Origin of the sequence: Arthrobacter sp. ISL-65 (genome assembly GCF_018613795.1) — a bacterium.
In the GTDB taxonomy this organism is placed as follows: domain Bacteria; phylum Actinomycetota; class Actinomycetes; order Actinomycetales; family Micrococcaceae; genus Arthrobacter.
Genome location: NZ_JAGGPN010000042.1, coordinates 30764 through 54844, shown reverse-complemented (window position 1 = coordinate 54844; position 24081 = coordinate 30764). Strand labels below are relative to the sequence as shown.

General features: G+C 66.5%; 21 protein-coding genes and 1 tRNA gene. 8 read left to right on the top strand and 14 right to left on the bottom strand.

Annotated features, from left to right (window positions below):
- The first annotated feature begins 67 nt into the window (after positions 1-67).
- From J7I85_RS18760 to J7I85_RS18750, 3 genes are all read left to right on the top strand, one after another.
- On the top strand, positions 68-1501 hold the full coding sequence (locus J7I85_RS18760; protein WP_214855037.1) for a bifunctional glycosyltransferase family 2/GtrA family protein: 1434 nt from the start codon (positions 68-70) through the stop codon (positions 1499-1501).
- A gap of 157 nt (positions 1502-1658) precedes the next feature.
- The gene (locus tag J7I85_RS18755; RefSeq protein WP_308159550.1) at positions 1659-3620 is read left to right on the top strand and encodes a glycosyltransferase family 39 protein; all 1962 of its coding nucleotides are present in this window, start codon (positions 1659-1661) and stop codon (positions 3618-3620) included.
- Positions 3621-3768: 148 nt separating this feature from the next.
- Entirely contained in the window at positions 3769-4029 is a 261-nt protein-coding gene (locus tag J7I85_RS18750) for a hypothetical protein (RefSeq protein ID WP_214855034.1), read from the top strand.
- Between the two features lie 106 nt (positions 4030-4135).
- On the opposite strand, the gene J7I85_RS18745 is transcribed toward J7I85_RS18750, so the two are convergent.
- The 4 genes from J7I85_RS18745 to J7I85_RS18730 form a co-directional block, all read right to left on the bottom strand.
- Positions 4136-4816 carry an HAD-IA family hydrolase gene (locus tag J7I85_RS18745; RefSeq protein ID WP_214855031.1) on the bottom strand — a complete coding sequence of 227 codons (681 nt, stop codon included), beginning with the start codon at positions 4814-4816 and terminating at the stop codon, positions 4136-4138.
- Positions 4817-4862: 46 nt separating this feature from the next.
- A complete protein-coding gene (locus tag J7I85_RS18740) occupies positions 4863-5240 on the bottom strand; it encodes a VOC family protein (protein ID WP_102972694.1) in 378 nt (125 codons plus the stop codon).
- A gap of 88 nt (positions 5241-5328) precedes the next feature.
- Complete coding sequence (upp, locus tag J7I85_RS18735) at positions 5329-5964, bottom strand: uracil phosphoribosyltransferase (protein ID WP_214855028.1); 636 nt, start codon at positions 5962-5964, stop codon at positions 5329-5331.
- Between the two features lie 12 nt (positions 5965-5976).
- Positions 5977-6810: a phosphatase PAP2 family protein gene (locus J7I85_RS18730; protein WP_214855025.1), complete on the bottom strand. Its 834-nt coding sequence runs from the start codon at positions 6808-6810 to the stop codon at positions 5977-5979.
- 60 nt (positions 6811-6870) lie between these two features.
- Here J7I85_RS18730 and J7I85_RS18725 point away from each other — a divergent pair, with 60 nt between their 5' ends.
- Positions 6871-7377, top strand: a complete 507-nt coding sequence (locus J7I85_RS18725) for a nucleoside deaminase (protein WP_214855022.1) — start codon at positions 6871-6873, stop codon at positions 7375-7377.
- An 8-nt stretch (positions 7378-7385) separates the two neighbouring features.
- On the opposite strand, the gene J7I85_RS18720 is transcribed toward J7I85_RS18725, so the two are convergent.
- Genes J7I85_RS18720 through J7I85_RS18705 form a run of 4 tightly spaced genes read right to left on the bottom strand, consistent with a single transcriptional unit; the run spans position 7386 to position 11295 of the window.
- The gene (locus tag J7I85_RS18720; protein ID WP_214855018.1) at positions 7386-8609 is read right to left on the bottom strand and encodes a DNA glycosylase AlkZ-like family protein; all 1224 of its coding nucleotides are present in this window, start codon (positions 8607-8609) and stop codon (positions 7386-7388) included.
- Positions 8610-8612: 3 nt separating this feature from the next.
- Complete coding sequence (locus J7I85_RS18715; RefSeq protein WP_308159548.1) at positions 8613-9860, bottom strand: glycosyltransferase family 4 protein; 1248 nt, start codon at positions 9858-9860, stop codon at positions 8613-8615.
- On the bottom strand, positions 9826-10239 hold the full coding sequence (locus tag J7I85_RS18710) for a 6-carboxytetrahydropterin synthase (protein WP_214855015.1): 414 nt from the start codon (positions 10237-10239) through the stop codon (positions 9826-9828). The genes J7I85_RS18715 and J7I85_RS18710 overlap by 35 nt, the downstream gene beginning before the upstream one ends.
- A 3-nt stretch (positions 10240-10242) precedes the next feature.
- Positions 10243-11295, bottom strand: a complete 1053-nt coding sequence (locus J7I85_RS18705; protein ID WP_214855012.1) for a zinc-binding alcohol dehydrogenase — start codon at positions 11293-11295, stop codon at positions 10243-10245.
- Positions 11296-11432: 137 nt separating this feature from the next.
- Here J7I85_RS18705 and J7I85_RS18700 point away from each other — a divergent pair.
- Positions 11433-11522: transfer RNA gene (locus J7I85_RS18700), tRNA-Ser, on the top strand.
- A gap of 192 nt (positions 11523-11714) precedes the next feature.
- On the opposite strand, the gene J7I85_RS18695 is transcribed toward J7I85_RS18700, so the two are convergent.
- From J7I85_RS18695 to J7I85_RS18685, 3 genes are all read right to left on the bottom strand, one after another.
- Positions 11715-12344 carry a hypothetical protein gene (locus J7I85_RS18695; RefSeq protein WP_214855010.1) on the bottom strand — a complete coding sequence of 210 codons (630 nt, stop codon included), beginning with the start codon at positions 12342-12344 and terminating at the stop codon, positions 11715-11717.
- A 114-nt stretch (positions 12345-12458) separates the two neighbouring features.
- Positions 12459-12980, bottom strand: coding sequence for a hypothetical protein (locus tag J7I85_RS18690; RefSeq protein WP_214855007.1), 522 nt, complete (start codon positions 12978-12980; stop codon positions 12459-12461).
- A 499-nt stretch (positions 12981-13479) separates the two neighbouring features.
- On the bottom strand, positions 13480-13833 hold the full coding sequence (locus J7I85_RS18685) for a hypothetical protein (RefSeq protein WP_214855004.1): 354 nt from the start codon (positions 13831-13833) through the stop codon (positions 13480-13482).
- 105 nt (positions 13834-13938) lie between these two features.
- Between J7I85_RS18685 and J7I85_RS18680 the strand changes: the two genes are divergently transcribed.
- Positions 13939-14520: an SRPBCC family protein gene (locus tag J7I85_RS18680; RefSeq protein ID WP_214855001.1), complete on the top strand. Its 582-nt coding sequence runs from the start codon at positions 13939-13941 to the stop codon at positions 14518-14520.
- On the opposite strand, the gene J7I85_RS18675 is transcribed toward J7I85_RS18680, so the two are convergent.
- From J7I85_RS18675 to J7I85_RS18665, 3 genes are read right to left on the bottom strand one after another with little or no spacing between them, the layout of a single operon-like run.
- A complete protein-coding gene (locus J7I85_RS18675; protein WP_214854993.1) occupies positions 14517-17654 on the bottom strand; it encodes an efflux RND transporter permease subunit in 3138 nt (1045 codons plus the stop codon). The genes J7I85_RS18680 and J7I85_RS18675 overlap by 4 nt on opposite strands.
- Position 17655: 1 nt before the next feature.
- Entirely contained in the window at positions 17656-18108 is a 453-nt protein-coding gene (locus J7I85_RS18670) for a hypothetical protein (RefSeq protein WP_214854986.1), read from the bottom strand.
- A complete protein-coding gene (locus J7I85_RS18665; protein WP_214854984.1) occupies positions 18105-21263 on the bottom strand; it encodes an efflux RND transporter permease subunit in 3159 nt (1052 codons plus the stop codon). Before J7I85_RS18665 ends, J7I85_RS18670 begins: the two co-directional genes overlap by 4 nt.
- A 483-nt stretch (positions 21264-21746) precedes the next feature.
- Between J7I85_RS18665 and J7I85_RS18660 the strand changes: the two genes are divergently transcribed.
- Together J7I85_RS18660 and J7I85_RS18655 are read left to right on the top strand one after the other, a co-directional pair.
- On the top strand, positions 21747-22427 hold the full coding sequence (locus J7I85_RS18660) for a DUF4232 domain-containing protein (protein WP_214854970.1): 681 nt from the start codon (positions 21747-21749) through the stop codon (positions 22425-22427).
- Positions 22428-22586: 159 nt separating this feature from the next.
- Complete coding sequence (locus tag J7I85_RS18655; RefSeq protein WP_214854966.1) at positions 22587-24077, top strand: FAD-dependent oxidoreductase; 1491 nt, start codon at positions 22587-22589, stop codon at positions 24075-24077.
- Positions 24078-24081: the final 4 nt, after the last annotated feature.

Here is a 24081-nt window from a genome sequence, read left to right as displayed (position 1 = left end):
TCACTTCCACAGCCCCCGCACAGCTCGGCCCTAAAACCCTCATAACAGCGGCGGCCACTGTTGAGCCATGACCATCACTGACCGGGCCTCCGGAACCCCGCCGCACCCACCGCTGCGCACCCAGCCGCATGCGCTCCAGGGAGCCGGCGCGGCCGGACCTGCCCCGGCGCAGACCCGGCACACGCGGCGGTCGCCCATCGACACCGCCACCACGGAACCGGTCCTGGACGTGACCATCCCGGTCTACAACGAGGAACGCGACCTGGAGGAGTGCCTGCGCCGGCTCCACGCCTACCTGCGCGGCACGTTCCCGCACTCGTTCCGCATTACCGTTGCAGACAACGCGAGCACGGACGGCACGCTCAAGGCTGCCGAACGGGTGGCCCGGGAACTCCGCGAGGTCACCGTGGTGCACCTCGACGAGAAGGGCCGCGGCAACGCCCTGCGGAAAGTCTGGCTGGCTTCGCCGTCACCTGTCCTGGCCTACATGGACGTGGACCTTTCCACCGATCTGGCCGCCATGGGTCCGCTGCTGGCCCCGCTGCTCTCCGGCCACTCCGACCTGGCCATCGGCACGCGGCTGACCCGCAACTCCCGGGTGGTCCGCGGGCCGAAGCGCGAATTCATTTCCCGCGGCTACAACTTCATGCTGCAGTCCCTCATGGGCGCCCACTTCAGCGATGCGCAGTGTGGCTTCAAGGCCATCCGGGCCGATATTGCCCAGCAGATCCTGCCGCACACCGTGGACACCGCCTGGTTCTTCGACACCGAACTCCTGGTCCTCGCCGAACGGTGCGGCCTCCGCGTCCACGAGGTGCCGGTGGACTGGACCGACGGCCCCAACTCCAGCGTGGACATCGTCCAGACGGCTCTTGCGGACATGCGTGGCATGGCCCGGCTCAGCAAGGACATGGTCACCGGCCGTATCCCCGTCGCCGAACTCCGCGCGGCCCTGGCCCGCGGCCCTCTCCCCGCCGGATCCCGCAGCCAGGAGCAATGCCCTGGCGGAAGCCTGTTCGGCCAACTGGTGCGGTTCGGCACCATTGGCGTGGCGTCCACCCTGGCCTACCTGGTCCTCTTCTACCTCTGCCGCAACCTGATGGACCCGCAGCTGGCCAACCTGCTGGCCCTGCTCACCACGGCCGTGGCCAACACCGCCGCGAACAGGCGTTTCACGTTCGGCATCGCCGGCAACAGTGATGTTGCCCGCCACCACTTTGAAGGGCTGCTGGTTTTTGGGATCGGGCTCGCCCTCACCTCCGGCGCGCTCGCACTGGTCCACAGCGGCGCACTGCCGGGAAGCACGACGCCGGACCGCTGGCTTGAACTGGCGACCGTCACCGCCGCGAACCTCGCGGCCACCGCGGTGAAGTTCCTGTTGTTCCGGCTGTGGGTCTTCCGACGGCGGCCAGTCCCCACCAACGCTCCCGCAGATCCTGCCGCTTCCGAGCCATCCCTCCCGCAGGCATCCGCCCCGAACACAGAAATGGCACAGTCATGAGCACCACCGTCACTCCCCCAAACCAGGCGACAGACCCGACGACAGAGCACAAGTCGGTGGGCGCCGTGCAGCCCGCGCCGGCTATGTCGGAAGATCAGGCCACCAAAGACGCCAACCCGGAGCGAACCCGCCGGCCGGCAAGGCCTCCCGGCTGCTGGTGGGAAACCAGCCGCGCTGGGTCCGGCCCTCGGCCGCAGCGCTGCTGGCGTTCACCGCCGTGCTGTACCTGTGGAACCTCGAAGCCACGGGATACGCCAATTCCTTCTACGCCGCAGCCATCCAGGCGGGCACCAAGGACTGGACGGCGCTGCTGTTCGGCTCCCTCGACGCCGGAAACGCCATCACCGTGGACAAGCCACCGGCGGCCCTGTGGATTCCCGCCCTCGTGGGCCGGGTTTTCGGCTTCTCGCCGCTGAGCATGCTGGTGCCGCAGGCGCTCATGGGGGTGGCCGCCGTCGGACTCCTTTACCTGACGGTCAAGCGCATATCCGGACCCGCGGCGGGACTACTCGCCGGCGGCGTGCTGGCACTGACTCCGGTGGCCGCGCTGATGTTCCGGTTCAACAACCCCGACGCGATGCTCACCCTGTGCCTGGTGCTGGCCGCCTACCTGACTACCCGTGCCATTGAAAAGGCCGGCTGGAAGTGGCTGGCCGCCGCCGGTGCCGTGATCGGCCTGGCCTTTCTGACCAAGATGCTCCAGGGCTTCCTGATCGTTCCCGGCCTCGCACTGGCCTACGTCTGGGCTGCCCCCACGAGCCTCGGACGGCGGCTTCTGCATCTGCTCGCCGCTGCAGGCGGCATCCTGCTGGTGGCCGGCAGCTACATCGCCCTGTTCCAGCTCACTCCCGCTTCGACCAGGCCCTACATGGCCGGGTCCGAAACCAACAGCTTCCTGGAACTGACCTTCGGCTACAACGGCCTGGGCCGCATCACCGGCTCCGAAGGCGGCGGTGGCGGCATGCCCGGCGGTGGCGGCGGCATGGGCGGAAATGTCGGCTTCGGCGGCGCAGCGGGGATCACCCGGATGTTCGGGACCAGCTTCGGCGGTGAGGTGTCCTGGCTGCTCCCTTCGGCCCTCATCCTGCTGGGTGCCGGGCTGTGGTTCACCCGCCGTGAAGCGCGCACATCCCGCACCCGGGCAGCCCTGGTCCTCTGGGGTGGCTGGCTCCTGGTCACCACCGGCATCCTGAGCTTCATGAGCGGCACTGTCCACCCGTACTACGCAGTTGCGCTGGCCCCGGCAATCGCCGCGCTGGTGGGCATGGGTGGCGTGGAACTGTGGCGTGGCCGTTCCCACTTGCCCGCCCGGATCACGCTGGCCGCCACAGTCCTTGCGGGGTCGGTCTGGTCCGCGGTGCTTCTGGGTCGCGACACCTGGCTGCCCTGGATCAGGGTGGCCGTGGTGATCCTCGGTGTCCTGGCCGCCGTCGCGCTGCTGCTCCGGATAGATTCGCTCCAGGCGATTCCCGCCCGGTTCCGCAGGACGGCGACGGCGACTGTCGTGGCGGTTTCGCTGCTGGCCGGCGGGCTGGGCAGCACTGCGTGGACCTTCGCCACGGCAGCCCAGCCCCACTCCGGATCGATTCCGACGTCAGGCCCCACCGCCTCTGCGATGGGCGGACCGGGCGGGCAGGGGGGACGCGCCGGCTTTGCCGGACCGGGCACGTCCGGCTCGGGGTTGCCGGACGGTTCCGGCCTGGCCCCCGACGGGTCCGGGTTGGCGCCCAACGGCTCAACCGACGGCGGCAGTGCTCCTAACGTTGCCATGGGTCCCGACGGCGCCGGTACGGCGAACTCCGAACTCACCGCGCTGCTCAAGGCCAGCACCGCCAAATGGTCCGGAATTGTTTCCGGCGCAAGCCAGGCGGCCAGCCTGGAACTTGCCACGGGCACCAATGTGATTGCCCTGGGCGGATGGAACGGCGGCGACCCCTACCCCACCCTCGCGCAGTTTCAGGAGATGGTGGCCAACGGTAAAATCGGCTACTTCATCTCCGGCGGCGGCATGGGCGGAGGCCGCGGACGCGGCGGAAACTCTGAGGTAGCCACTTGGGTTGCCGCAAACTTCGAGGGCCAGACCGTAGGCAACTCCACCGTGTACAAGCTGACCAACTAGGCAATCATGGCCAACACCATTCCACGGTCCTCATCCCCCGCTAAAGCCCAGGACTTTGCCCGGCAGGGCACCTGGCTGGGCTAGGCAATCTCGCAAATCCGGCACTCGGGCACAGGGCGGATTCACCGGCCGAGGGGGCGGCGGTGGCATGGGCGGCCGCCTGGGCACCAGCACCCCGCCGGACGCCCTGGTGACAGCGCTTCAGACTGACTCGGCAAACTACACCTGGGCCGCCGCCGTCGTGGGTTCCAACAACGCGGCTGGCTACCAGCTTGCCGCCGAACTGCCGGTCATGGCCGTCGGGAGCTTCAACGGGACGGATCCCGCACCCACGCGGGAGGAGTTCCAGCAGCTCGTCGCAAAGGGCAAGATCCACTACTTCAATTGGCGGAAGCATGATGCAGGGTAAAACCGGCTCCGACGCCGCGGCGCGCATCTCGGAGTGGGTGGCGGCCACTTCCAGGCCGAGACCATCGGAGGCGCCACGGTCTACGACCTGTCCTGACAGGTGCAGACTAGAGCCGCAGGAAGACCGCCGGGCGTCCGTCCTGGCCGGTTTCCACCGTGGCGGTAACGGCGGTGTAGTCCGGAATGTGCAGCACGCCGTCGGGAAGGACGCCGGTGTTCGGGCCCACCGCGACGGTCCGGATACCGGCGGCGACTCCTGCGGCGATGCCGGCGGGAGCGTCCTCAAAAACCACTGCCTCCGTGGGGTCTGCCCCGAGCAGGGACGCGCCGACCAGGTAGCCCTCGGGGTGCGGCTTGCCGCGGGACACGTCCTCGGACGTGACAATGGCTGCCGGCATCTCCACCCCTGCCGCCGCCATCCGGACGGTGGCGAGATCGCGCGACGCCGACGTCACCAGTGCCACGGCGTCGGCGGGCAGGGACTCGAGCAGCTGCAGCGCACCCGGCACTGCGACGATGCCGTCGGTCTCGGTCAGTTCCATCTGTCCCAGTTCGGCGGCCAGGGCATGGACGTCGGCCCCCTCCGGAGCGAAGCGGCGGACAGTATCCAGCGCCTGCACTCCGTGGGAGGTGCGGAGGATTTCCGCGATATCAAGGCCGTAGCGTCCGGCGAACTCGGTCCACACGCGCTCCACGATGGCAGTGGAATCTACCAGGGTGCCGTCCATGTCGAACAGGACGGCGCGGGCTGTCAGCGTGATGGTGGCGGATTCGGCAGGAAGGCTCATGGCTTCCATCCTGCCTCATCCGGTTCGCCGCCGCGTCCTTCGGAACTCAGCCGTTCGGCCGGTTTGGGAGGTACTGCACCGCCCACTTGTTGCCGTCGGGGTCGGCGAAGTAGACGAAGTGGCCCCAGTCCTGGATGTCCACGTCGCTGACGTCCACGCCGTTCGTTTTGAGCTGGTCATGGGCCGCGTTGATGTCGCTGACCACCAGCTGAAGGCTGGGCGCCGTGCCCGGAGGAGCATCGTTGAGGCCCTCGCCAATGGCGATCGAGCAGCCCGAACCGGGCGGGGTCAGCTGGACGAAGCGGAGCCCGTCCATGGGCCGCTCGTCGTAGTCGGCGTTGAAACCGACCTTGTTGACGTAGAAGTCCTTGGCGCGGTCCACATCGGACACGGGTACGAAGACGAGTTCAAGTTTCCAGTCCATGGTGCACAGGCTAGCCGGGGCGCCCCGCGCTCCGGAAGACCTCCGCCGGTGGACTTTGGTCGAGGCCCGCCGGTTCGAGCGATCCGGTCTACCCGGCGATGCCGTAGAGCCGGTCGCCGGCGTCGCCCAGGCCCGGCACGATGTAGGCCTTTTCGTTCAGCTTCTCGTCGATGGAGGCGAGGACGATGGTGACGTTGGCGTCCTTGAGTTCCTCCTCCAGCTTGGCCAGGCCCTCCGGAGCGGCCAGCAGGCAGATGCAGGTGACGTCGGCGGCGCCGCGCTTGAACAGGAACTTGATGGCCTCACGCAGCGTTCCGCCGGTGGCGAGCATGGGGTCCAGCACGAAGATCTGGCGGCCGGAAAGGTCATCCGGCAGGCGCTCCGCGTAGGTGATGATGTCCAGGGTTTCCTCGTCGCGGGCCATGCCCAGGAAACCCACTTCGGCCGTGGGGACCAGCTTGGTCATGCCCCCGAGCATGCCCAGCCCGGCGCGCAGGATGGGAACCACCAGCGGGGTGGGCTTGGTGAACGCGGTGCCGGTGGTGGTGGCGACCGGGGTTTCGATGGTGACCGGCTGGGTGCGGACGTCGCGTGTGGCCTCGTAGGCCAGGAGGGTGACCAGCTCCTCGGTGAGCTCGCGGAAGACCGGTGAGGGGGTGTTCTTATCCCGCAGGACGGTGAGCTTGTGGGCGACCAGCGGATGGTCCACGACGAGTGTGCGCATGGGTCAAAACTATCACCCGGGGCTTGGCTCCCCACCCCGGTTTCCGGCGCCGTCCCCGGCATCGGGAGTCCCCTGCAGGCGGTCCGCCCGGTCGGCTTTGTCGTCCTTCAGATGGGCCGGGTGCTCGAACGTGGGCGCGGGGCCCGCATGCTCCCGCCGGCGGATGACATGGAACAGCCGGTGGGCCAGGATCACCACGGCAACCCAGGCCGCCCCGATCAACCAGGCGGCCATCACGTCCGTCAGCCAGTGGTGGCCGAGGAACACCCGGCTCAGTCCCATGGCGATGATGAACGCCGCCCCCGAGACGATCACCCACGTCCGTGCCGAAGTCTTCCGGAACTGCAGGCACACCAGGTACACCACGATGCTGATCACCACGGTGGTGTTCAACGTGTGCCCGCTGGGAAACGACGGCGAGAATTCGAACGGCGGAACGGCGTCGAGATGGTCGGGACGGGTGCGGCCCAGAAGCGTCTTGCCCACGCTGGTGGCGGTCACCGAGACTGCCGCCGCGCCGCCCACCAGAATGAGCGGCCGCCAGCTGCGGCTGACATAGATCAGCCAGGCCACGAGGATGCTCGCCAGGATGGGCATGCCGATGCCGCCGCCGATGTTCGTGAAGGCCGTAACGGCCGAATCGAGTTCGGGGCTCCGGTACTCCTTGGCCAGCTGGAGGGCGGGTTTGTCCAGCCCCGAGACGCCGTCTTGGTCCACAACGCTGTTATATACCTCAGCGCTGAGGAGCGTCAGGACGATCACCAGGAAGCCGCCGACGACCAGGGTGATCCAAAGGGCCGCGTAGGGCCCAAGCCACCTGCCGTACCTCTCAGTCAGGGACTTCATCGTCACTCCCGGCGTTTGCTTTGTCCGATGCTAAGTATCCTTCGAAACTATCATTGACCCATGGCCCCGGCGGATCCGCAACACCTGGAATGGATGGGCCTTGCCCTCGAAGAAGCCCGGCGGGCCCTGGCTACCGAGGATGTGCCGATCGGCGCCGTCGTGATCGGTCCGGACGGAACTGTTTTGGGCGCCGGACGCAACGAGCGCGAGGCCCTCGGGGACCCCACCGCGCACGCCGAGGTGGTGGCCATCCGCGAGGCCGCAGCACGGCTGCGGGAACGCGCGGCTCTCGACGGTGGCAGCGGCGACGGCTGGCGGCTGGAGGACTGCACGCTGGTGGTGACCCTGGAACCGTGCGCCATGTGTGCCGGAGCGATCGTTCTGGCCCGGATCCACCGCGTGGTGTTCGGGGCCTGGGATGAGAAGGCCGGGGCGGCGGGCTCCGTGTTCGACATTCTGCGCGAGCGCCGCCTGAACCATTGGGTGGAGGTCTATGCCGGCGTGCAGGAGGAGGAATGCGGCGTGCTGCTGCGGGAGTTCTTCGCGGCGCACCGCACCGGCAGTTAACTGGCCTGCTAGCCGGCGGAATCCAGCGCGTCGATCCGCACCTGGCGGGACGCCGGTGAATCCAGGCTGAAGGAGCGGAAGTCACCCAGGTCCTCCCGGATCCACGCCTCAACCTCGGCGATGCGCTGTTCCACGGCGGGCGTCCGGCCAGCAAAGAGCCAGGCGGCGATCCTTTCCCTGCCGGGATCGTACTGCCAGAGCCCAATGATCCTGCCGCGGTCAAAGATGGGATGGTCAGGCAGGTCCGCCTGCAGCGCCAGGGTGGCGTTCAGCAGCTTCCGGTCCCGGTCCTCGTCCGCAAACAGGTCCGGCGCGTTCCGGCGGTGCAGCACCAGAGAATCGGTGCCGGCCAGCAGCTGGATCTGTTCCCCTTCCGGCGGGTTGAAGTCCGCGAGGCGTTCGACGTCGGCCGGCAGCATCCAGAGCACGTCGCCGCCGGCGGTGGGCACCTCCACGGCCCCGACGGCGGCGAGCCCCGCCTTGCTGTCGGTGAGGGTGAAGCCGGTGAACCACTGGGATTGTTTGACGGTGGCGCCGCCCGTCCAGCCGAGGTAGCGGCGGATCAGTTCCTCGCGTGCTCCTTCGGGTCCGAGCCGGCTGGGCGGCAGGCCCCACGTTGTGTACGCATAGCGCTGCTGGTCCAGCCGCCCGTTGACCGGAACGCGGCGGATCCTGCCGTCTGCCTGCAGCAGCCCCAGCGCCGTGGTCAACGTGGTGGCGGCCCCCTTTTTCTTGCCTTCCTCGCCCAGGCTGCGCACCGACTCCCCCAGCTCCTCCTTGAGCTGTCTGGGGTCCAGCGGACCATCGGCTTCGCCGAGGACGTGCAGGATCTGTTCCTCCAGCAGCGTGATCTCGCCGCGGTCGACGCCGAGCCGTGCCAGCACCCGGAAGGCCTCTTCAGCGCTTTTACCCAGGCTCAGCGCCCAGTCGAAGTCCTCCCGGCCCAGCACGTAGGTGCAACCGCGGGCGGTGGGCAGTTCGTGGATCCTGAGCTCGCGGACGTCCGTATCCACCTGCTCACGCCGGATTCCGGCGCGGGCGAAGAGGGTCAGGTACGGGTTGGCGCCGCCCACGGACCTCGCCCAGCCCACCGCGGCGAGCACCTCCTGCGGCGTGCGGCCTTCGAGTGTGCCGTCCAGCCCCTGCCGGTGCCAGGCCCAGGCTTGGAGCAGCTCCGGGGTGAGGGCTTCAACGGCTGGCAGGGTGGCGGCAGACGGGACGTGGGTGGTCATGCCTCATTCTCCATCAGCAGGCGGTTGCGAGGAATGGCCGCCCTGCGACGCTTTCGGCGCCACGTAGCCGAGCACCTGCCGCGCAGTGGCGTCCCAGCCCGGCAGGAGTTCCCTGCCAGCGAGGGCCCGCCGGCGCCATTCGGCGCGCAACCCGGGGTCTGTGAGCCATCTGCGCAGAAGGGCCGCCAGCGGCCCTGGGTCACCGTCGCCGGATTGGCCGTCTCCAGCGTCTCCGCTGTCACCGACACCACCCATTTCGACGACGGCGCCGGGCAGTGCGGGTCCAGCACCGTCCGGAGGTCCTGGGGCAGTTTCCGCACCCAGCCCCAGCGCCTCCACCGCCCCCGTGCCGGCCCGGACGATGACCGGTACCCCGCGGGCCACCGACTCGGTGACCGCCATGCCGAAAGCCTCCACCTTGGAGACCAGCAGGCTCAGGTCGGCGGCCTCCCACTGCTGCTCCAGCGCCTCGCCGGTCAGTTCACCGGGCAGCTGCACCCGGCCGCCCAAGCCGTAGCGGTCTACTGCCGCCGCCACCTTGCGGGCGTAGTCGGGGTCCGCCGTGGCCGAACCGACGAGGGCCGCCGTCCACTCCAGATCCCGCAGCCGGGCCAGCGCCCCGAGGAGAACCAGCTGGTCCTTGTTCGGCAGCAGTGCCGCCACGGCCAACAGGCGCGGTGGCTCAGATCCGGCCGCCACCCGGGCACGCTCTGTGCCGGGCAGCGCCGCGCGGACGCCGGCCAGGCCGTGCCGCCGGCTGATCTCGGCGGCGGCGGAGCCGCTGGTGCAGATCACGCCGTCGGCCGCCCGTAGCGCCCGGGCTTCCAGGTCCGGGTGCTCGTCCAGGGGCATGTGCAGCAGGACCCACGGCGGGTGGCCGGCCGCGGCGGCAGCCTCCATCGCTTCGGGGGCGCCGGAGGCCACCAGGCCGTCAACGATCGTGATGGTGTTGGCGGGCACCCCCGCCGGGGACCCTGCTTGGGCTCCTGCGCTGGTTCCCGCCGTGAGCAAGCCGGCCAGCCGCCGTCGTTCTTCCTTGCTGGCCACCGGCCACTCGCCGCCGACCGGCTGGATGGTTACTTCGGTTCCCAGTTGCTCGAGGCCCTGCGCCAGCGCGGCGTTGTAGACGTTGCCGCCGGAGTTATGGCGGATGTTCGCGGGAACCAGGAGCCGGATGGCTGGCGGCGGGGCCGGTAGCGGGGGGAGCATGGCGGCGTCAGCGGCGGTCGGGCTCGAGGGCCTGGAACTCAAGGGCATAGCTTGCCCAGGCGTCCGGGTTCTCCCGGAGGGTGACGTCCAGGCCGGCGAGTTCCCGTCCGTCCTTGTCCTCCCGCAGGCGCTCCGCCACGGCGTCCGCGATGTACTGCGCCAGCGCCTCCGTGGTGCTCAGTTTGCCAGCGAAGTCCGGGTGCTCGTCGAGGTTCCGGTAATTGAGCCCGGCCAGCACCTCCTCGATCATGTCGCCAGCCGCGCCGATGTCCAAAACGATGGCGTCGTCGTTAAGGGCACGACGGCGGAACGTCACCTCCGCGACGAAGGTCGCCCCGTGCAGGCCCTGGGCAGGCCCGAAGGCCTCGCGGGGAAGGCTGTGGGCGATCATAAAGTGGCGGCGTACGGTCAGGCTGAACACTGGTTACCTCGCGGTTTCGGTGGGTTTGGCTTTATGGACGGGGTATTCGGCGCCGGTGGCTTCAGTGGGCGGGTACTCAATGACGTGGCACAGCGCTTCGAGCCGGCCCTCGGCCAGGTCCTGGACCACGCCGGGCAGCCCGCTGAAGTCGGAGGCGCCGGTAAGGAAGGCATCGAACACCGGGTCCTCCAGCAGGGACACAGCGAGCTCCAGCCTGTCGGCGTTGGTCCGGCGGTGCCGGCGGGCCCGCGCCACGGCGCCCACCTGGCTGGCGCGGATGGACAGCCTGCGGGCGTGGAAGTCCTCACCGAGTGGGAGCGTAATTTTCCGGTCGGCATACCAGGACATCTCGATGATGTCGCCCTCGTCCCCCACCAGCTTCAGGCTGCGTTCCAGTCCGCCTTCGGACGCGGAGCAGTGGAACACGATGTCGCAGTCCGGCAGGGCATCATCCGGAAGAGCGAAGTCGACGCCGACGGCGTCGGCGAGGTCCTTGCGCGAGGGGTCGAGGTCCACGAGCTGGAGCCGTGCGAGGGGAAACGTGCGCAACAGCGTGGCCACCATGCCGCCCACCAGTCCGGCGCCGATCACGGCGACGCGGTCGCCCAGCCTTGGCCCCGCCTCCCAAAGGGCGTTGACCGCCGTTTCCACGGTGCCGGTGAGGACGGCGCGGCGGGGAGGAACGGCGTCGGGAACGCGGGTGAGCGAGGAAACGGGGACCACGTAGCGGTCCTGGTGCGGGTGGAGACAGAACACGGTTTGCCCCACCCAATCCGCCGGGCCCTGCTCCACCACCCCCACGGACAGGTAGCCGAACTTCACCGGCGACGGGAAGGAGCCCTCCTGGTGCGGGGCGCGCATTTCCTCGGCAACGCAGGGCGGAACGGCGGCCTGGTGGACCACGAGTTCGGTGCCCTTGCTGATGCCGGAGTACAGCGAGCGCACCAGGGCCTCCTCCGGGCCGGGGGCGGCCAGCTCCTCGGTGCGCAGTTCACCCTGGCCGGGGCCCACGGTCCAATATGCGGTTGCTTCGGTCTGCTGCTGGGAAGTAGTCATCTTGCTTATGAATCTAGTGCCCGGCCCCAATTTCCGGGAAGATGCTGCCCGGCGTGGCCGCTCCTGCGGCCTGAACCGCGGCGCAAAAGCATGCCGTTTTGGGGATGCGGGCCTTGCTCCGGTACCCTAGTCAGGTTGGTGACGTGTCCGAGCGGCCGAAGGTGCAACACTCGAAATGTTGTTTGGTGTAAAAGCCAACGTGGGTTCAAATCCCACCGTCACCGCCAACTAGAAAGACCCCGGTTCCCTTGATAAACAAAGGGAACCGGGGCCTTTTGCTTTACCAAGAATTCGTCCGCAGTGACGCAGCGGCAACAAAATTCTTGCAATGCCGGACGACGCCGACGAGGCGATCAGCGCGCTCGGTGAGCTAGACGAGGCGGACGGACCTCACTCACTTCGCGCCCTCTGACGTTGTCTTAGGAAATGGAGGCCGCATCAAGGGGCGGAACCGGAACACTATCCACTCCACAAGTGAGCAGGAGATCCGCGGCCCTATCCGCCAGTGTGCACTCACCCGGATCGAAGGCGTCCGAGACAGACTTCCCCTCTGCACTCCTCTCGTAGAGGAAGGGGGCTTCCTGTCGGTAGACGGCGTAGTCTCCGCGGTCGAAGCCCGACTGCTCGACGATGACACTTTCGCCGGTTTCAGCCGTGACTCTGGTGTAAGTTGCTGAAGCAGCGTTCAGTCCGATGCCCACGAGGTACAGCAGCCACGGCAAGGCGGCTGCGGCAGCGGCCAAAACCACCAGCACAGCAGCCAGCCGGCGAAGCCAGGTTCGGGTTATTCGCCTGATGAGTGGCGGAGCCAATAAGGCCAGCCCGGTCGCCCCAGTCACGCCGCTGAGGAGATGCGCACCGAAAATGAGTTGCCAGTCCGACAAGACGAGAAAAAACAAACGGGTCACACCAGCTTCAAGACTCCAGATAGCGGCCGTATGAACGGCAAACCCCAGGACTCCGGCGAGAAACGCCGCTATGAGGCCCCATCCGAAGCGCCGACGGCTTATGGGAGCCCACCGCGACTGAGCCATATTCTCCGAGCCCATTAGTAAGGCAGACCGCTACGGATGGACCTGCGCGGGAGGGCGAACATGGAGACCACTCCGGCCGTGGCGGATGCCCCCCATGACTGCCATCAAACCAGGGAGCTCGCAAGCGACTCACCACCATTGGTATTTTCTGGGGAGCAGGCCCGCGAGTGATGACAGGCCGAAGATGGAGCACAGCATTCCCACGAAACCGGCGAATCCGTCACTGATCGGCCCGGTGACGAGGTAGAGGCCAAGGCCAAGACTGGCTACTCCAAAGCCGACGCGCCACTTGCGGTTCGCCTTGGTATCCGACTCGTGCCTGGAAACTCCATACTTCCGAGGTTCCCCTCCACCGTTTCCCGGCGGGTTCGGATCAGTCCGGGTGGGTCCTTCAACAACCCGTCCGAAATCGTCCACCCACCGGCCGGTTCCCACTTCCGGGCATTGGGCGTGCACGCTCTCATCGATGGCAGCGAAGTCCGCCGGGTAACCCCGGTACATCATCTTCGAGAGGCTTACGTCGAAGTCCAGGCGGCCATCTGCCCAGTAGGCGTCATACCGGACCAGGCGCACCGGGCGCTGCAGCCACCTTGAGGGTCCGATGAAAGCCGTCGCACGAACGGCGACGGGGTGATCTGCGGTTTCGGGCATGGACCGATAATTACACATTTGCGTGTGATCGCTTGTGTTTCCTGGCAGGGCCCGCGACCGCTTTAAAGTCACCGACGATCTGCAGAGTTTTCTAATGGATCGCTGGAGCAATTCCTTCTGCAGCCACCCTCAGGGCTTGTAGGGAAGCAATCGTATCCATCGTCAGGGTTGACGGCAGCCTCACGGCCGGAGTTCCAGGGCGGCGGTGCAGACGCGCTGTATGTCGCGCGGGGTGCGGCGGCCCGCTCATTCCCCGGTTCGCAGAGCGGGCCGCCTACCGAAGCCGTAGATCGAGGAGACCCGTTACGGCGACGGTAGCCGGATATTACCGCCGCGGGCTTGGAAAAAGGTGGCGCCGATTTGAAACCTAAGCAAGCTGTCCATTAGTTTTGACAGGAACGCTCCGTGTTCCCCCATACGCGGAGCGGTTGCCTGGAAGAACCCCGCCGCACTCTTGTGCGGCGGGGTTTTTCGCTGCAGGAGCCAACAACCGGGCCTGTTACTCGGGGCTGGACTTCTGTTCCCGGTCGAGGAGGTTCTTCCTGATCTCGTCCAGCTTCTCCTTGATGACCCGCTCCGCGTCCGAGATGGTCTTTCCCGCGCTGCTCAGCGGATCCAACTGCACGTACACCTCGTGCGCCACGGGCAGGTCGTACTCATCCTTCAGATGGGTGCCGCCGCCGACTCCGTCCAGGGTCAGGTACACCTGCGCGTCGGTCCGGGCGATTCCGGCGATCCTGCCGAAGACCACGGTGAAGTCGTTCGGCTGAAAGCTCACCGTATGGCCGAGGTGGCTGCGGTCAAGCTCCCCCGCCGTCACGGCCTTCTCATACTGGCTTCCGCTGTAGTTCATCGCTACTCCTCAATTTGGGCGTGGTGACTTACGCCAGCAGTCTATGGCGGACGGGCCGCACGCGCTTGAATGGAGTCCAGATCTATCCGCTGCAAGGAGGCACACATGAACGCCAAAGGCACCCGGAGCACGGACTACGCCTTCGTCACGGTCTGGCGCGTGGCCGGGACAACGGACGACGTCGCGGAGATCCTGGGTGATCCCGCCGGACTGGCCCGGTGGTGGCCGTCCGTGTACCTAAGCGTCAACCCCATCCATCCGGGCAGGGAAAACGGCGTGGGGCGGATGGCGAGGCTGCACACCAAGGGCTGGCTCCCCTACACCCTTCGGTGGACCCTGACCGTCACGGAACCGATCACCAGCAAGGGCTTCGCGATCCGCGCAACGGGCGACCTGGACGGGACCGGACGCTGGACGTTCGAGCAGGACGGCCCGGAGGTCCTGATCACGTATGACTGGCGGGTCAGCGCCACCAAGCCGCTGCTGAGGCGGCTCAGCAGGCTGCTGAAACCCGGTTTCTCGGCCAACCACCGCTGGGCAATGGCCCGCGGCCAGGAAAGCCTCGCGCTGGAACTGCGGCGCCGGCGGGTGGGAACGGGTACGCATTCCGTCCCCGCACCACCGCCGCCCACGTTCCCGCGGGTGGCGGGGCGTGGGCGGCGGATGGACCAGCGGGTTCGGGGCTAGGCGTTAGCCAGGACGGGCTCCGGCGGTGCCTGGTGCCGCTCGGCCTTCGGCTTGGCGAACCTCAGGTACAGCGACGGGACCACGAACAGGTTCAGGAGCGTGGACGTCACCAGCCCGCCGAGGATCACCAGGGCCATGGGATGTTCAATCTCATGCCCGGGGATGTTTCCCAGGACCACCAGCGGCACCAGGGCAAGCCCGGTGGCCAGGGTGGTCATGAGGATCGGCGAGAGGCGTTCCCCGGCGCCCCGCAGCACGAGTTCCGGACCGAACTTTTCACCCTCATACTTCTCCAGGTGCTGGCAGTGGTTGATGAGCAGGATGCCGTTCCTGGCCGCGATGCCCATGACCGTCAGGAAGCCCACAATGGACCCCAGTGACAGTACCCCTCCGCCCATGAAGGCCGCGAAGACGCCGCCCACCAGGGCAATCGGCAGGGTGAGGATCACCAGCGTCGCCAGCCGCCAGCTTCCGAAGGCCACCTGCAGGAGCAGGTAGATCACGGCCAGCGCCCCAATGGCGAGTGACAGCAGGGTGTTGGTCGCCGCCTGGCGCTCCTGGAACTCACCCAGGATCTGAGTACGGAAGCCCGGGGGCAGCTCCACTTTCGTGAGCCCTTCCTCCATGGCCGCAACTACTGTGCCCAGTGCACCTTCCTTCACGTTGGCCTGGATATCGATACGCCTGGAGTGTGCATCGCGCTGGATGACGTTCGGGGTCGGCTTGACCTGGACGCTCGCCACATCGGACAGCAGGATCTTCTGCCCGCTCGGTGTATCAATGGGGAGATTCCTGATGCTGCTGATATCGGAGCGGACCTCTGGCGGGCTCCAGACCTGGACGTCGTATGCCTTGCCGCCCCGGTAAACGTCGCCCACTTCCTCGCCGGCCACCATCGTTGCCGCGGCCCGCCGGACGTCGCCCGGCTTCAGCCCGTAGCTCTGGGCCTTGGCCAGATCGACCTCGATATTGATCTGCGGAATGTCCTTTTGCAGCGCCGTCTGGACGTCAATTGCTCCTTCCGTATTGTCAAAGATCGAATGGATCTCCGCCGCCTTTGAGCGCAGGAGCGCCAGATCGTCCCCGTAAAGCCGGACGACGACGGCGTTGCTGGCGCCGGTGAGAACCTCACGGATTCTCTCCTTCAGGTAGGTCTGGACGTCGCGCACGATCCCGGGATAGCCGTCCACCACTTCATGGATTGACTTCAACGTCGTGTCATAGTCAACCGCGGGGTCGATGCTGATCCAGTTCTCCCCGAAGTACACGCCCACGACCTCGTCTGCGTTGAAGGCCTGCCCGATGTGCGAGCCGCAGTTCCGGACGCCCTTGATGGTGAGCAGTTCCTCGCAGGCCTTCTGGCTGACGCGGTACTCCTCCGAAACCGACGTGCCCGGCTGGGTCAGCCAGTGCATCAGGAAGTCGCGCTCCTTGAAGTCAGGCAGCAGCGACTGCCCGAGCAGCGGTGCCGTGATGGCACCGATGGCCGCCATGGCGCCGAAGGTCGCGTACCCCGCCACGGGCCGCCTCACCATCCGGCTGAGGACCGCGCGGTAACCGCGTTTGAGCACCCTCACCAGGGGCGGTTCCTGTTCCTTCAGCGGGACTTTCCGCATGAAGATCAGGGCCAGCGCGGGTGTGACGGTCAGCGCCACGAGCATGGATGCCAGCACCGCCAGGGTGTAGGAGATGGCCAGCGGCCTGAAGAAGGCCCCGGTCAGTCCCTGCAGGAAGAAGATCGGCACCGCCGCAGCGATGATGATCAGCGTGGCGTAGATGATCGGCCCGCGTACCTCCAGCGAGGCCTCCAAGACCACCGAGGCCGTGGACCGTGTCCCGCCCTCCGCCCGGTGCTGCCGGAGTCTTCGGATGATGTTCTCGATGTCGATGATCGCATCATCCACCACCACCCCGACGGCAATCACCAGCCCTGCCAGGACCATGGTGTTCACCGATGCACCTGTGAGGTAGAGGACGGACGCCGCCGTCACCAGCGACAGGGGGATGGCGATCAGGCTGATCAGTGCCGTTCGCCACTGGAAGAGGAATGCACCCAGCACCAGCACAACAAGGATGCAGCCCAGCAACAGCGCGCGGCTGAGGTTGTTCAGGGATTCCTCGATGAACGTTGCCGGACGGAAGATCTCCGTATCAACGGTGATGCCGCTGAGTCCCGGCTCCATCTGCTGCAGGGCAGCCTCAACGCCCCTGGTGACTTCCAGGGTGTTGCCCCATGGAAGTTTTTCGACGATGAGCATCAGCCCGGGACCTTGGTTGATCACGGCGTCGCCAATGAGCGCCTGGTGGTCCTCCACCACATTGGCCACGTCACCAAGGCGGAGCGGCTTCCCGTTCTTCTCCTCGATGGTGATCTCCGCCAGATCCTTCGGAGTGGTGATCGGCAGCACGTGCTGGATGCCGAGCCGCTGGTTAGGCGTCTCAATGTGGCCACCGGTTCCAATGACGGAACCCGGCGAATACTGCAGCAGGCCGGCGTCAAGGGCGTTGGCAGTGACCTCCATGACCTGGTTCAGGCTGACATCGTTGGCCTTCAGCTTCTCCGGAATCGCTTGCACCTGCAGCATCTGCAGTCGCTCGCCCCAGATGGCCACGTTGGCCACACCCGGGACCCGCAGCAGGTGGGCGCGGATCTTCCAGTACGTGATCATGGACATTTCCATGAGCGAGCGCTGGTCCGAAGTCAGCCCGATCTTCATGACGCGGCTGGTGGACGAGAGCGGCTGCAGGATCATCGGCGGCGCCGCCCAGGTGGGCAGCGACGGAATGACGGTGGCGATCCGCTCCGAGACCAGCTGGCGGGCCTTGAGCAGGTCCGCTCCCGGGGCGAAAATCAGCACGATCGAGGACAGCTGCTCCACGGACTTGGAGCGGATCTCATCCAGACTCTCAACGCCGTTGAGGGCGTCTTCGAGCGGAACGGAAACCAACTGCTCCACCTCGGCAGCGGTAAGGCCAATGCAGATGGTCTGAATCTCCACCTTCGGCGGCGCGAATTCGGGAAAGACGTCCACCGAAGCCGTGCTGAGCTGGACGCCGCCGAACGCCATCATTGCCACCGCGATGGCAACCACCAAGGCGCGGAATTTCAGGCTGAACCCGACAATCCGGCGCATGTCAGTGACCCTTTGTGCCGAATTCGGCGCCGAACAGTTCCGCGGCACCAACGGTGACAACATCGGTTCCTGCAGGCGGACCGGACTGGAGCTGCACCTTGTTGTCGGCGATCTTCTCCACCGTCACCGCCGCCCGGATGTAGGTCCGCGGCTCGGGATTGGTGTAGACCCAGGTCTTTCCGTTGGCGTCGTAGACCAGTGAGCCGTAGGGCACCTGCAGCGGACTGCCTTCACCCTTGGTCACCTTGACCGTGGTCACTCCCAGCCTTTCCACTGCCTTGTCTGTCAGCGTCAGTTTGTTCAGATCCGGGCCGGCCTTCTCCATGGTGGACGCTGCCTGCCCGGCGGGCGCCGCGGTGGTTTTCACCGTGGCACATCCGGCGAGGCCAATGGACGCTGCGCAGACCAGCACCAGAACAGAACGCCAGCCCCCAAAATCACTATTGCTTTTCATGACACTTCCGACCTCTCTGCCAGAACCGGTCCGTTGTTGATCACCAATGAGCTCCCCCAGTCCGTGTTGGTGCGTGGACCAATGCGGAGGAACAGGATCGGCAGAATAAATAGGGTCAGCAGGGCAGTGGTAATAAGCCCGCCCCACACAACCAGCGCCAGCGGAAGGAGCATGCCTCCGCCGACCGGCCCGCCGAGCAGCACCAGCGGCACCAGCGCCAGTCCGGTGATCACGGTGGTCAGAACAGTTGGCAGAAGCCGCTCTCCGGCCGCCTGCCGCATGAGATGCGCCGGCGAATCCGACGGGGCACGGGACTGCAGTGATTGATAGGTTCCCATCAGCATGACCACGTCCCTGACTGCCAGGGCGAGCACCGCCGCCAGGGCCACCAGCACGTACATTGAGCCGAAACCGCCGGCCAGGCCGGCGGCGAGGATTCCGCCGGACAGTGCAACCGGAAGCAGCAGGAAGACGAGCCCTGCGAGCCGCCAGTTGCCGAGGACCGTCAGCAGCAGGACCAGGATGCCGGCTGCCGCCGCCAGGGCGAGCCACCAGATGAAAGCACCGGCGGCCTGCTTTTCGGCGTACTGCGGCGGGATTTCAGCGTGGTACTCCACGGGGAACTGCATTCCCTTGATGGCCGCCTGAACATCCTGCGTGACGTCGCCGAGGCTGCGGCCCTGGATGTTGGCCACGACGTCGATGCGCCTGGAGGTGTCGTCATGGTGGATCACGGTCTGGTTCGGGCGGAGCGTGACCTTGGCCACGTCACCCAGCCGGACCTGCCCGCCTTCAGGCTTGTCAACCATCATGTCGGTAACGCTTGTCAGGCTGTTCCGGGTGGATTCCGTACCCTTGACGATCACCTGGAACACCTTTTGCTGTTCGAACAGGTACCCCACCTCGATGCCCTGCAGGACGGTTGCAGCCGCCCGCCGAACATCTCCGGGCTTGATGCCCTGCTTCTGCGCCTTGGCGAGATCAACCTCGATTTCCGCAACAGGCTGGTCTACCGTGACATCCACCTGCGGCTCTACCACGCCGTCCGTACGCGACAGGATCCCGCGGATTTCGTCCGCTTTCTGGCGGAGGATATCCAGGTCCACGCCGAAAACGCGCACCCTGAACTGGCGGTTGTCGATTTCGCTGGCAGCAGCAACCTGCTGCTCCGGGTAGGTGGTCACCTTCGCCGTCAGGCCCGGGTAGCCCTCAACGATCTCCCGCACCTCGGAGCGCACGCTGCTGATGTTGGCGCCGTCCTCCATGGTCACCCAGAGTTCGCCGGCATTGACGTCAGAGGAGGAATCTGAGGTGATGGCACGTCCAACGTGGCCGCCCACGGAGGAGACTCCGCGGACTCCGCTCAGCTCTTCGCTGGCGTTGGTCATCACCCTGTTCATAACATCGGCCCCTGTGCTCGCCCCCGCCGCCCATTCGACGAGGAGGGTGCGGTCGGGAACAGCGGCCACAACAGGAAGTTCCTCCGTAGCGGCCGGAACGATGGCAAGTGCGGCGATGGCCATTGCAGCCGCCGCAAGTGCGAACACTGTGGCCACCGCTCCGGTAAAGGCCCGCGCCGAGCGCTCGTAGCCGAGCCGGGCCTTGCGGACCACCGAAAGGCTGCGCCGTGGCCGTCTGTTACCCCGCAGCAGCAGGCTCGCCAAGGCCGGCGTCACCGTCAGGGCCACGAGCATCGCCACAGCGGTGGCCAACAGGTAGGAGAGCACCAGGGGCTTCAGGAACGCACCCTCCACACCCGGGACAAACAGCGCCGGGGCGAGGGCAAGCAGAGCGGTAAGTCCGGCGAACAGGACAGGCACGCGGGACCGCTGCAGCCCGTGGGCAAGCAGAGCTTCGCGTGCCACCCGCTCATCGGCCGATTCCCGCCGGAAACTGTGCAGGTCGGAGATGACATCGCCGATGACAACGAGGAGGGCAAGGACCAGGCCCGCGAACGCCATGACGTTCAGGACCGCTCCCTGGAACTGCAGCACCAGCGCCGCAGCCACGGCCGCCACGGAAATGGCGACGAAGGCCAGCAGGGCGTACCGCCAGGACCGGAATGCGATGCCGATCAGCGCCGTAACCACCAGGAGACTGACCAGCAGGGCAAGGCCCAGGCTGCCAATAGCGGACTCAACGAATGACGCCGGGCGGAATACGGTGGAGTCGACGGCGATGCCTGAAAGGCCTGGACGCAGCCCGTCCAGCACCGCCTCAACGCCCTGCGTCACGTCCGCAACACTCGTGTCGGGGAACTTTTCGATGACCAGCAACAGCCCGGGCGACTTGCCGGTGATAGCGTCGCCGATCAGGGGCTGGTGGTCTTCGCTCAGGGTGGTCACGTCGGCCAGCGTCAGCGTCTTGTCGGATGCGCCTTCAACGCTGACCTTGCCGAGGTCTGCCGGTGTCCGGATTGGAAGCACGTGCTGGATGCCGATGCGCTGGTTGGCGGACTCGAGGAAGCCGCCTGTGCCCGGGGTTGATGCTTCCAGGAAGCTCAACGGGGACACCCACACCGCGTTGCCGGCGGTCTCGACCACCTGACTTAGGGTGACGTTTTTCGCGCGGAGCTGCTTCGGGTCCACCTGCACCTGCAGCTGCTGTTCGCGCTGGCCGTAGATGGAGACGTTTGCCACGCCCGGGACACCCATGAGCGCCGGCTTGACATCCCAGCGGGCCAAGACGGACATGTCGATTTGCGACACGTCCTGTGAGGACATCTGCACCATCATGACGCGGCTCGTCGAGGAGAGCGGCTGCATCAGTATCGGCGGAGATGACACGTTGGGCAGCGCGAAGGCCTGCGTCAGCCGCTCTGCAACGAGCTGCCGGGCGCGGAGGACATCGGTGCCAGGCTCAAAAACCATCTCAATCGAAGAGAGGCCCGGGACTGACTTCGAACGAATTTCGTCGAGCCAGGCAACCCCGTTCAGCAGGTCAGCCTCCATAGGCGAGGTAATGAGCTGTTCGACCTCCACGGCGGACAGGCCCAGTGCCTCGGTTTGGATCTCCACATGCGGCGGAGAGAATTCTGGAAGATTATCCACTGGCATTGACGGCAGGGTTGTTAATCCGAACCCCAGAATGCCGGCAGCAGTGGCTAAAACAATCAATCGAAACTTAAGACTCCAGCGGACAAGCCAACCGGTCATAACCTCAGCCCCCATCGTTATTGGCTTCGGCGGCGTTGCCGGAAACCAATGACTGATGCGCCTCTTCAGGAACGTCCGCAGCGGCGTTGCCGCGGACGAGTGCCGAGCTGTCTCCCCGCAACCCTGCGCGTCCCCGTTGCCGGGGGACACTTCTGGCCACGAGAGTGATAATGGACCGCGGCCACACTACGAGCGGTGATTCCTTGCCGGAATTCCTTGCGGGGAGTGGATTCCTACAAGGTAAAGACAAGCGAGACCAAGATCAGTTTGGCATACCGAAAACTGCAGATCAACGCAACTTCGGCCCCAGTATTAGGTAATTCTGCGCTACCGAGCTGGTTTATCGTTGCATCACCATCGGCGGGAGCCCTCGCGAACCGAATATACGAAGCCTGCTCCACAGATGTCACAATCCGGGCATCAAATCAGAGTCCCCGCCGCGCCTTCGTTGACTCCGGGAGGAACGCCCGCAATGTTAGAGCCATGAGGCCTCAGCGAATCACCAACGGACTGATATGCACGACGGCGGCTGCCACCCTGGCGTTGCTGCTCACCGCTTGCGGACCAAGCCAGCCCTCCACCCAGGGGACAACCGAACCGGCCACCGGCTCAACCCCCCCGAGCCCGCAGGCAGCCCCCGAAACTTCCACACCGCCGTCGCCCTCTGCTTCGTCTGCCCAATCCCAGCCGGCTTCGCCAACTTCGACTGCTTCTATAGCGGCACCGCAGCCCACCGCCGCCGGCGCCCAGCTGTGCAAGGCCTCAGGACTGAAAGCCGCCACGGATGACACGGGCGGAGGTGCCGCCGGCAGCGTCTACATGGAGCTGATTCTCACCAACAGCGGCGAGGCCTCCTGCCACCTCAAGGGGTTCGCCGGCGTGTCCCTGACCACCGGACCGAACGCGCAGCCGATCGGGGCCCCGGCCCAGCGCGACACCTCCGTCGCCGTCCAGGACGTCCTGCTGGCCCCCGGGAAGTCAGGGACCGCGGTGCTCCGCTACACGCAGGCGGGGAATTACCCGGACTGCACCAAGGCGGCTGCCGCCGGATTCCGGATCTATCCGCCGGAGGACACGGCATCGCTATTCGTGGCCCGGCCCTCAGATGCCTGCAGCAACGCCTCCATTGAGCTCCTGAGCATCGGGGCATTCCAGGCCCGCTAAAGCAATGTTTGCCCCAAGCAACCGGCCCTGTTCCAAGCCTGTTCCGACTCCAACTCCGTAAGTACACTTACGGTTACGTCGGGGTCCCCGCTGTTAGCGACGGGCCTGCTGCGGGAACGCCCCGCGACAAAGACGCAGGCCGAAGGCAGGTTGAGGCACGTGACGTCACTCTGGTTGGACCGCACCGACACTTTCACCGGCGACCCGTTCACCCCCGGCGAGTCCTATGACACCGTGGTGGTGGGCGCCGGCCTGACCGGCCTGACCACAGCCCTGTTGCTGGCCCGCTCGGGACAGAACGTGCTTGTCCTGGAAGCGCGCGGCCTGGGCGCCGTGACCACCGGCAACACCACGGCCAAGGTCACCCTGCTGCAGGGCACCGTGCTGTCATCCCTCCGGCAGCAGTACCCCCAGAAGGTGGTGGACGCCTACGTATCGGGCAACCGCGAGGGGCAGGCATGGCTGCTGCGGTACCTGGAGCAGCGCGGCGTGCCGTTCCAGGTGCGCGACGCCTACACGTACGCCGCTACCCAGCAGGGCACGGAGGCAGTGCGGGCGGAGCTCACGGCGGCCCTCGCTGCCGATCTGGAGGTGGACTACGTGCGGGATGCGGGCTTGCCGTTCCCTATCCGGGGAGCCGTGCTACTTCGCGGGCAGGCCCAGATCAACCCCATGGATGTGCTCACCTCGCTGGCAGAGGACGTCCGGAGCCACGGCGGCAGGATCGTCACAGGGGTTCGGGTGCGGAACGTCACCGGCGCTGGGCCGTCAACCGTCCACGCTGACCGCGGGTCGGTCCAGACCGACTCCGTGGTGCTGGCCACGGGTAGCCCCATCCTGAACCGCGGCCTGTATTTCGCCAAGCTCAAGCCGAACCGCTCCTACGCCGCGGCTTTGGAACTCGCCGGAAACGCGACACCGCCGGAGGGCATGTACATTTCCGTGGAACAGCCCGTGCGCTCCATCCGGGACTACCCGGCGGACGGCCGGAATCTGCTGCTGGTAGGCGGCAACGGGCACCCGGTGGGAAAGGCGCGCTCGGAGAAGGAACATCTGGAGAACGTCCTGTCATGGGCGCAGGAGCATTTCCCCGATGCCACTGTCACCCACACGTGGTCAGCCCAGGATTACCAGGCCACCAACCTCATGCCGTTCTTCGGCAAGCTCCCCCGCGGCCGCGGGCGCATCTTCTTCGCCACCGGCTACAACAAGTGGGGCATGACCAACGCGGTGGCTGCATCCCTGGGCATCGCCGCGGACATCCTCGGCGGCCAGTTGCCGTGGGCCAACACCATCCACCGCAGGATGACATCACCTCCGGGCGCGGCCTCGGCCGTGACCCTCAACGCGGGGGTGGCCGCCACACTGGCCAAGGACTGGGGCAGACTGCAAAAGCTTCCACCCTCGGGCGGCACCGTGCCCGCAGAGGGCACGGGCACCGTGGCAATGCGCGAACGGAAGCCAGTGGCCACCTCCACCGTCAACGGAACGACGTGCAGCCTGTCCGCGGTCTGCACGCACCTGGGCGGAATCCTGCACTGGAACGACAACGAAAAGTCCTGGGACTGCCCGCTGCACGGCTCCCGCTTCAGCAGCGACGGCCAGGTCCTGGAGGGGCCGGCCACCCGCGACCTTCCTCCGGCTGGGTAAGGCA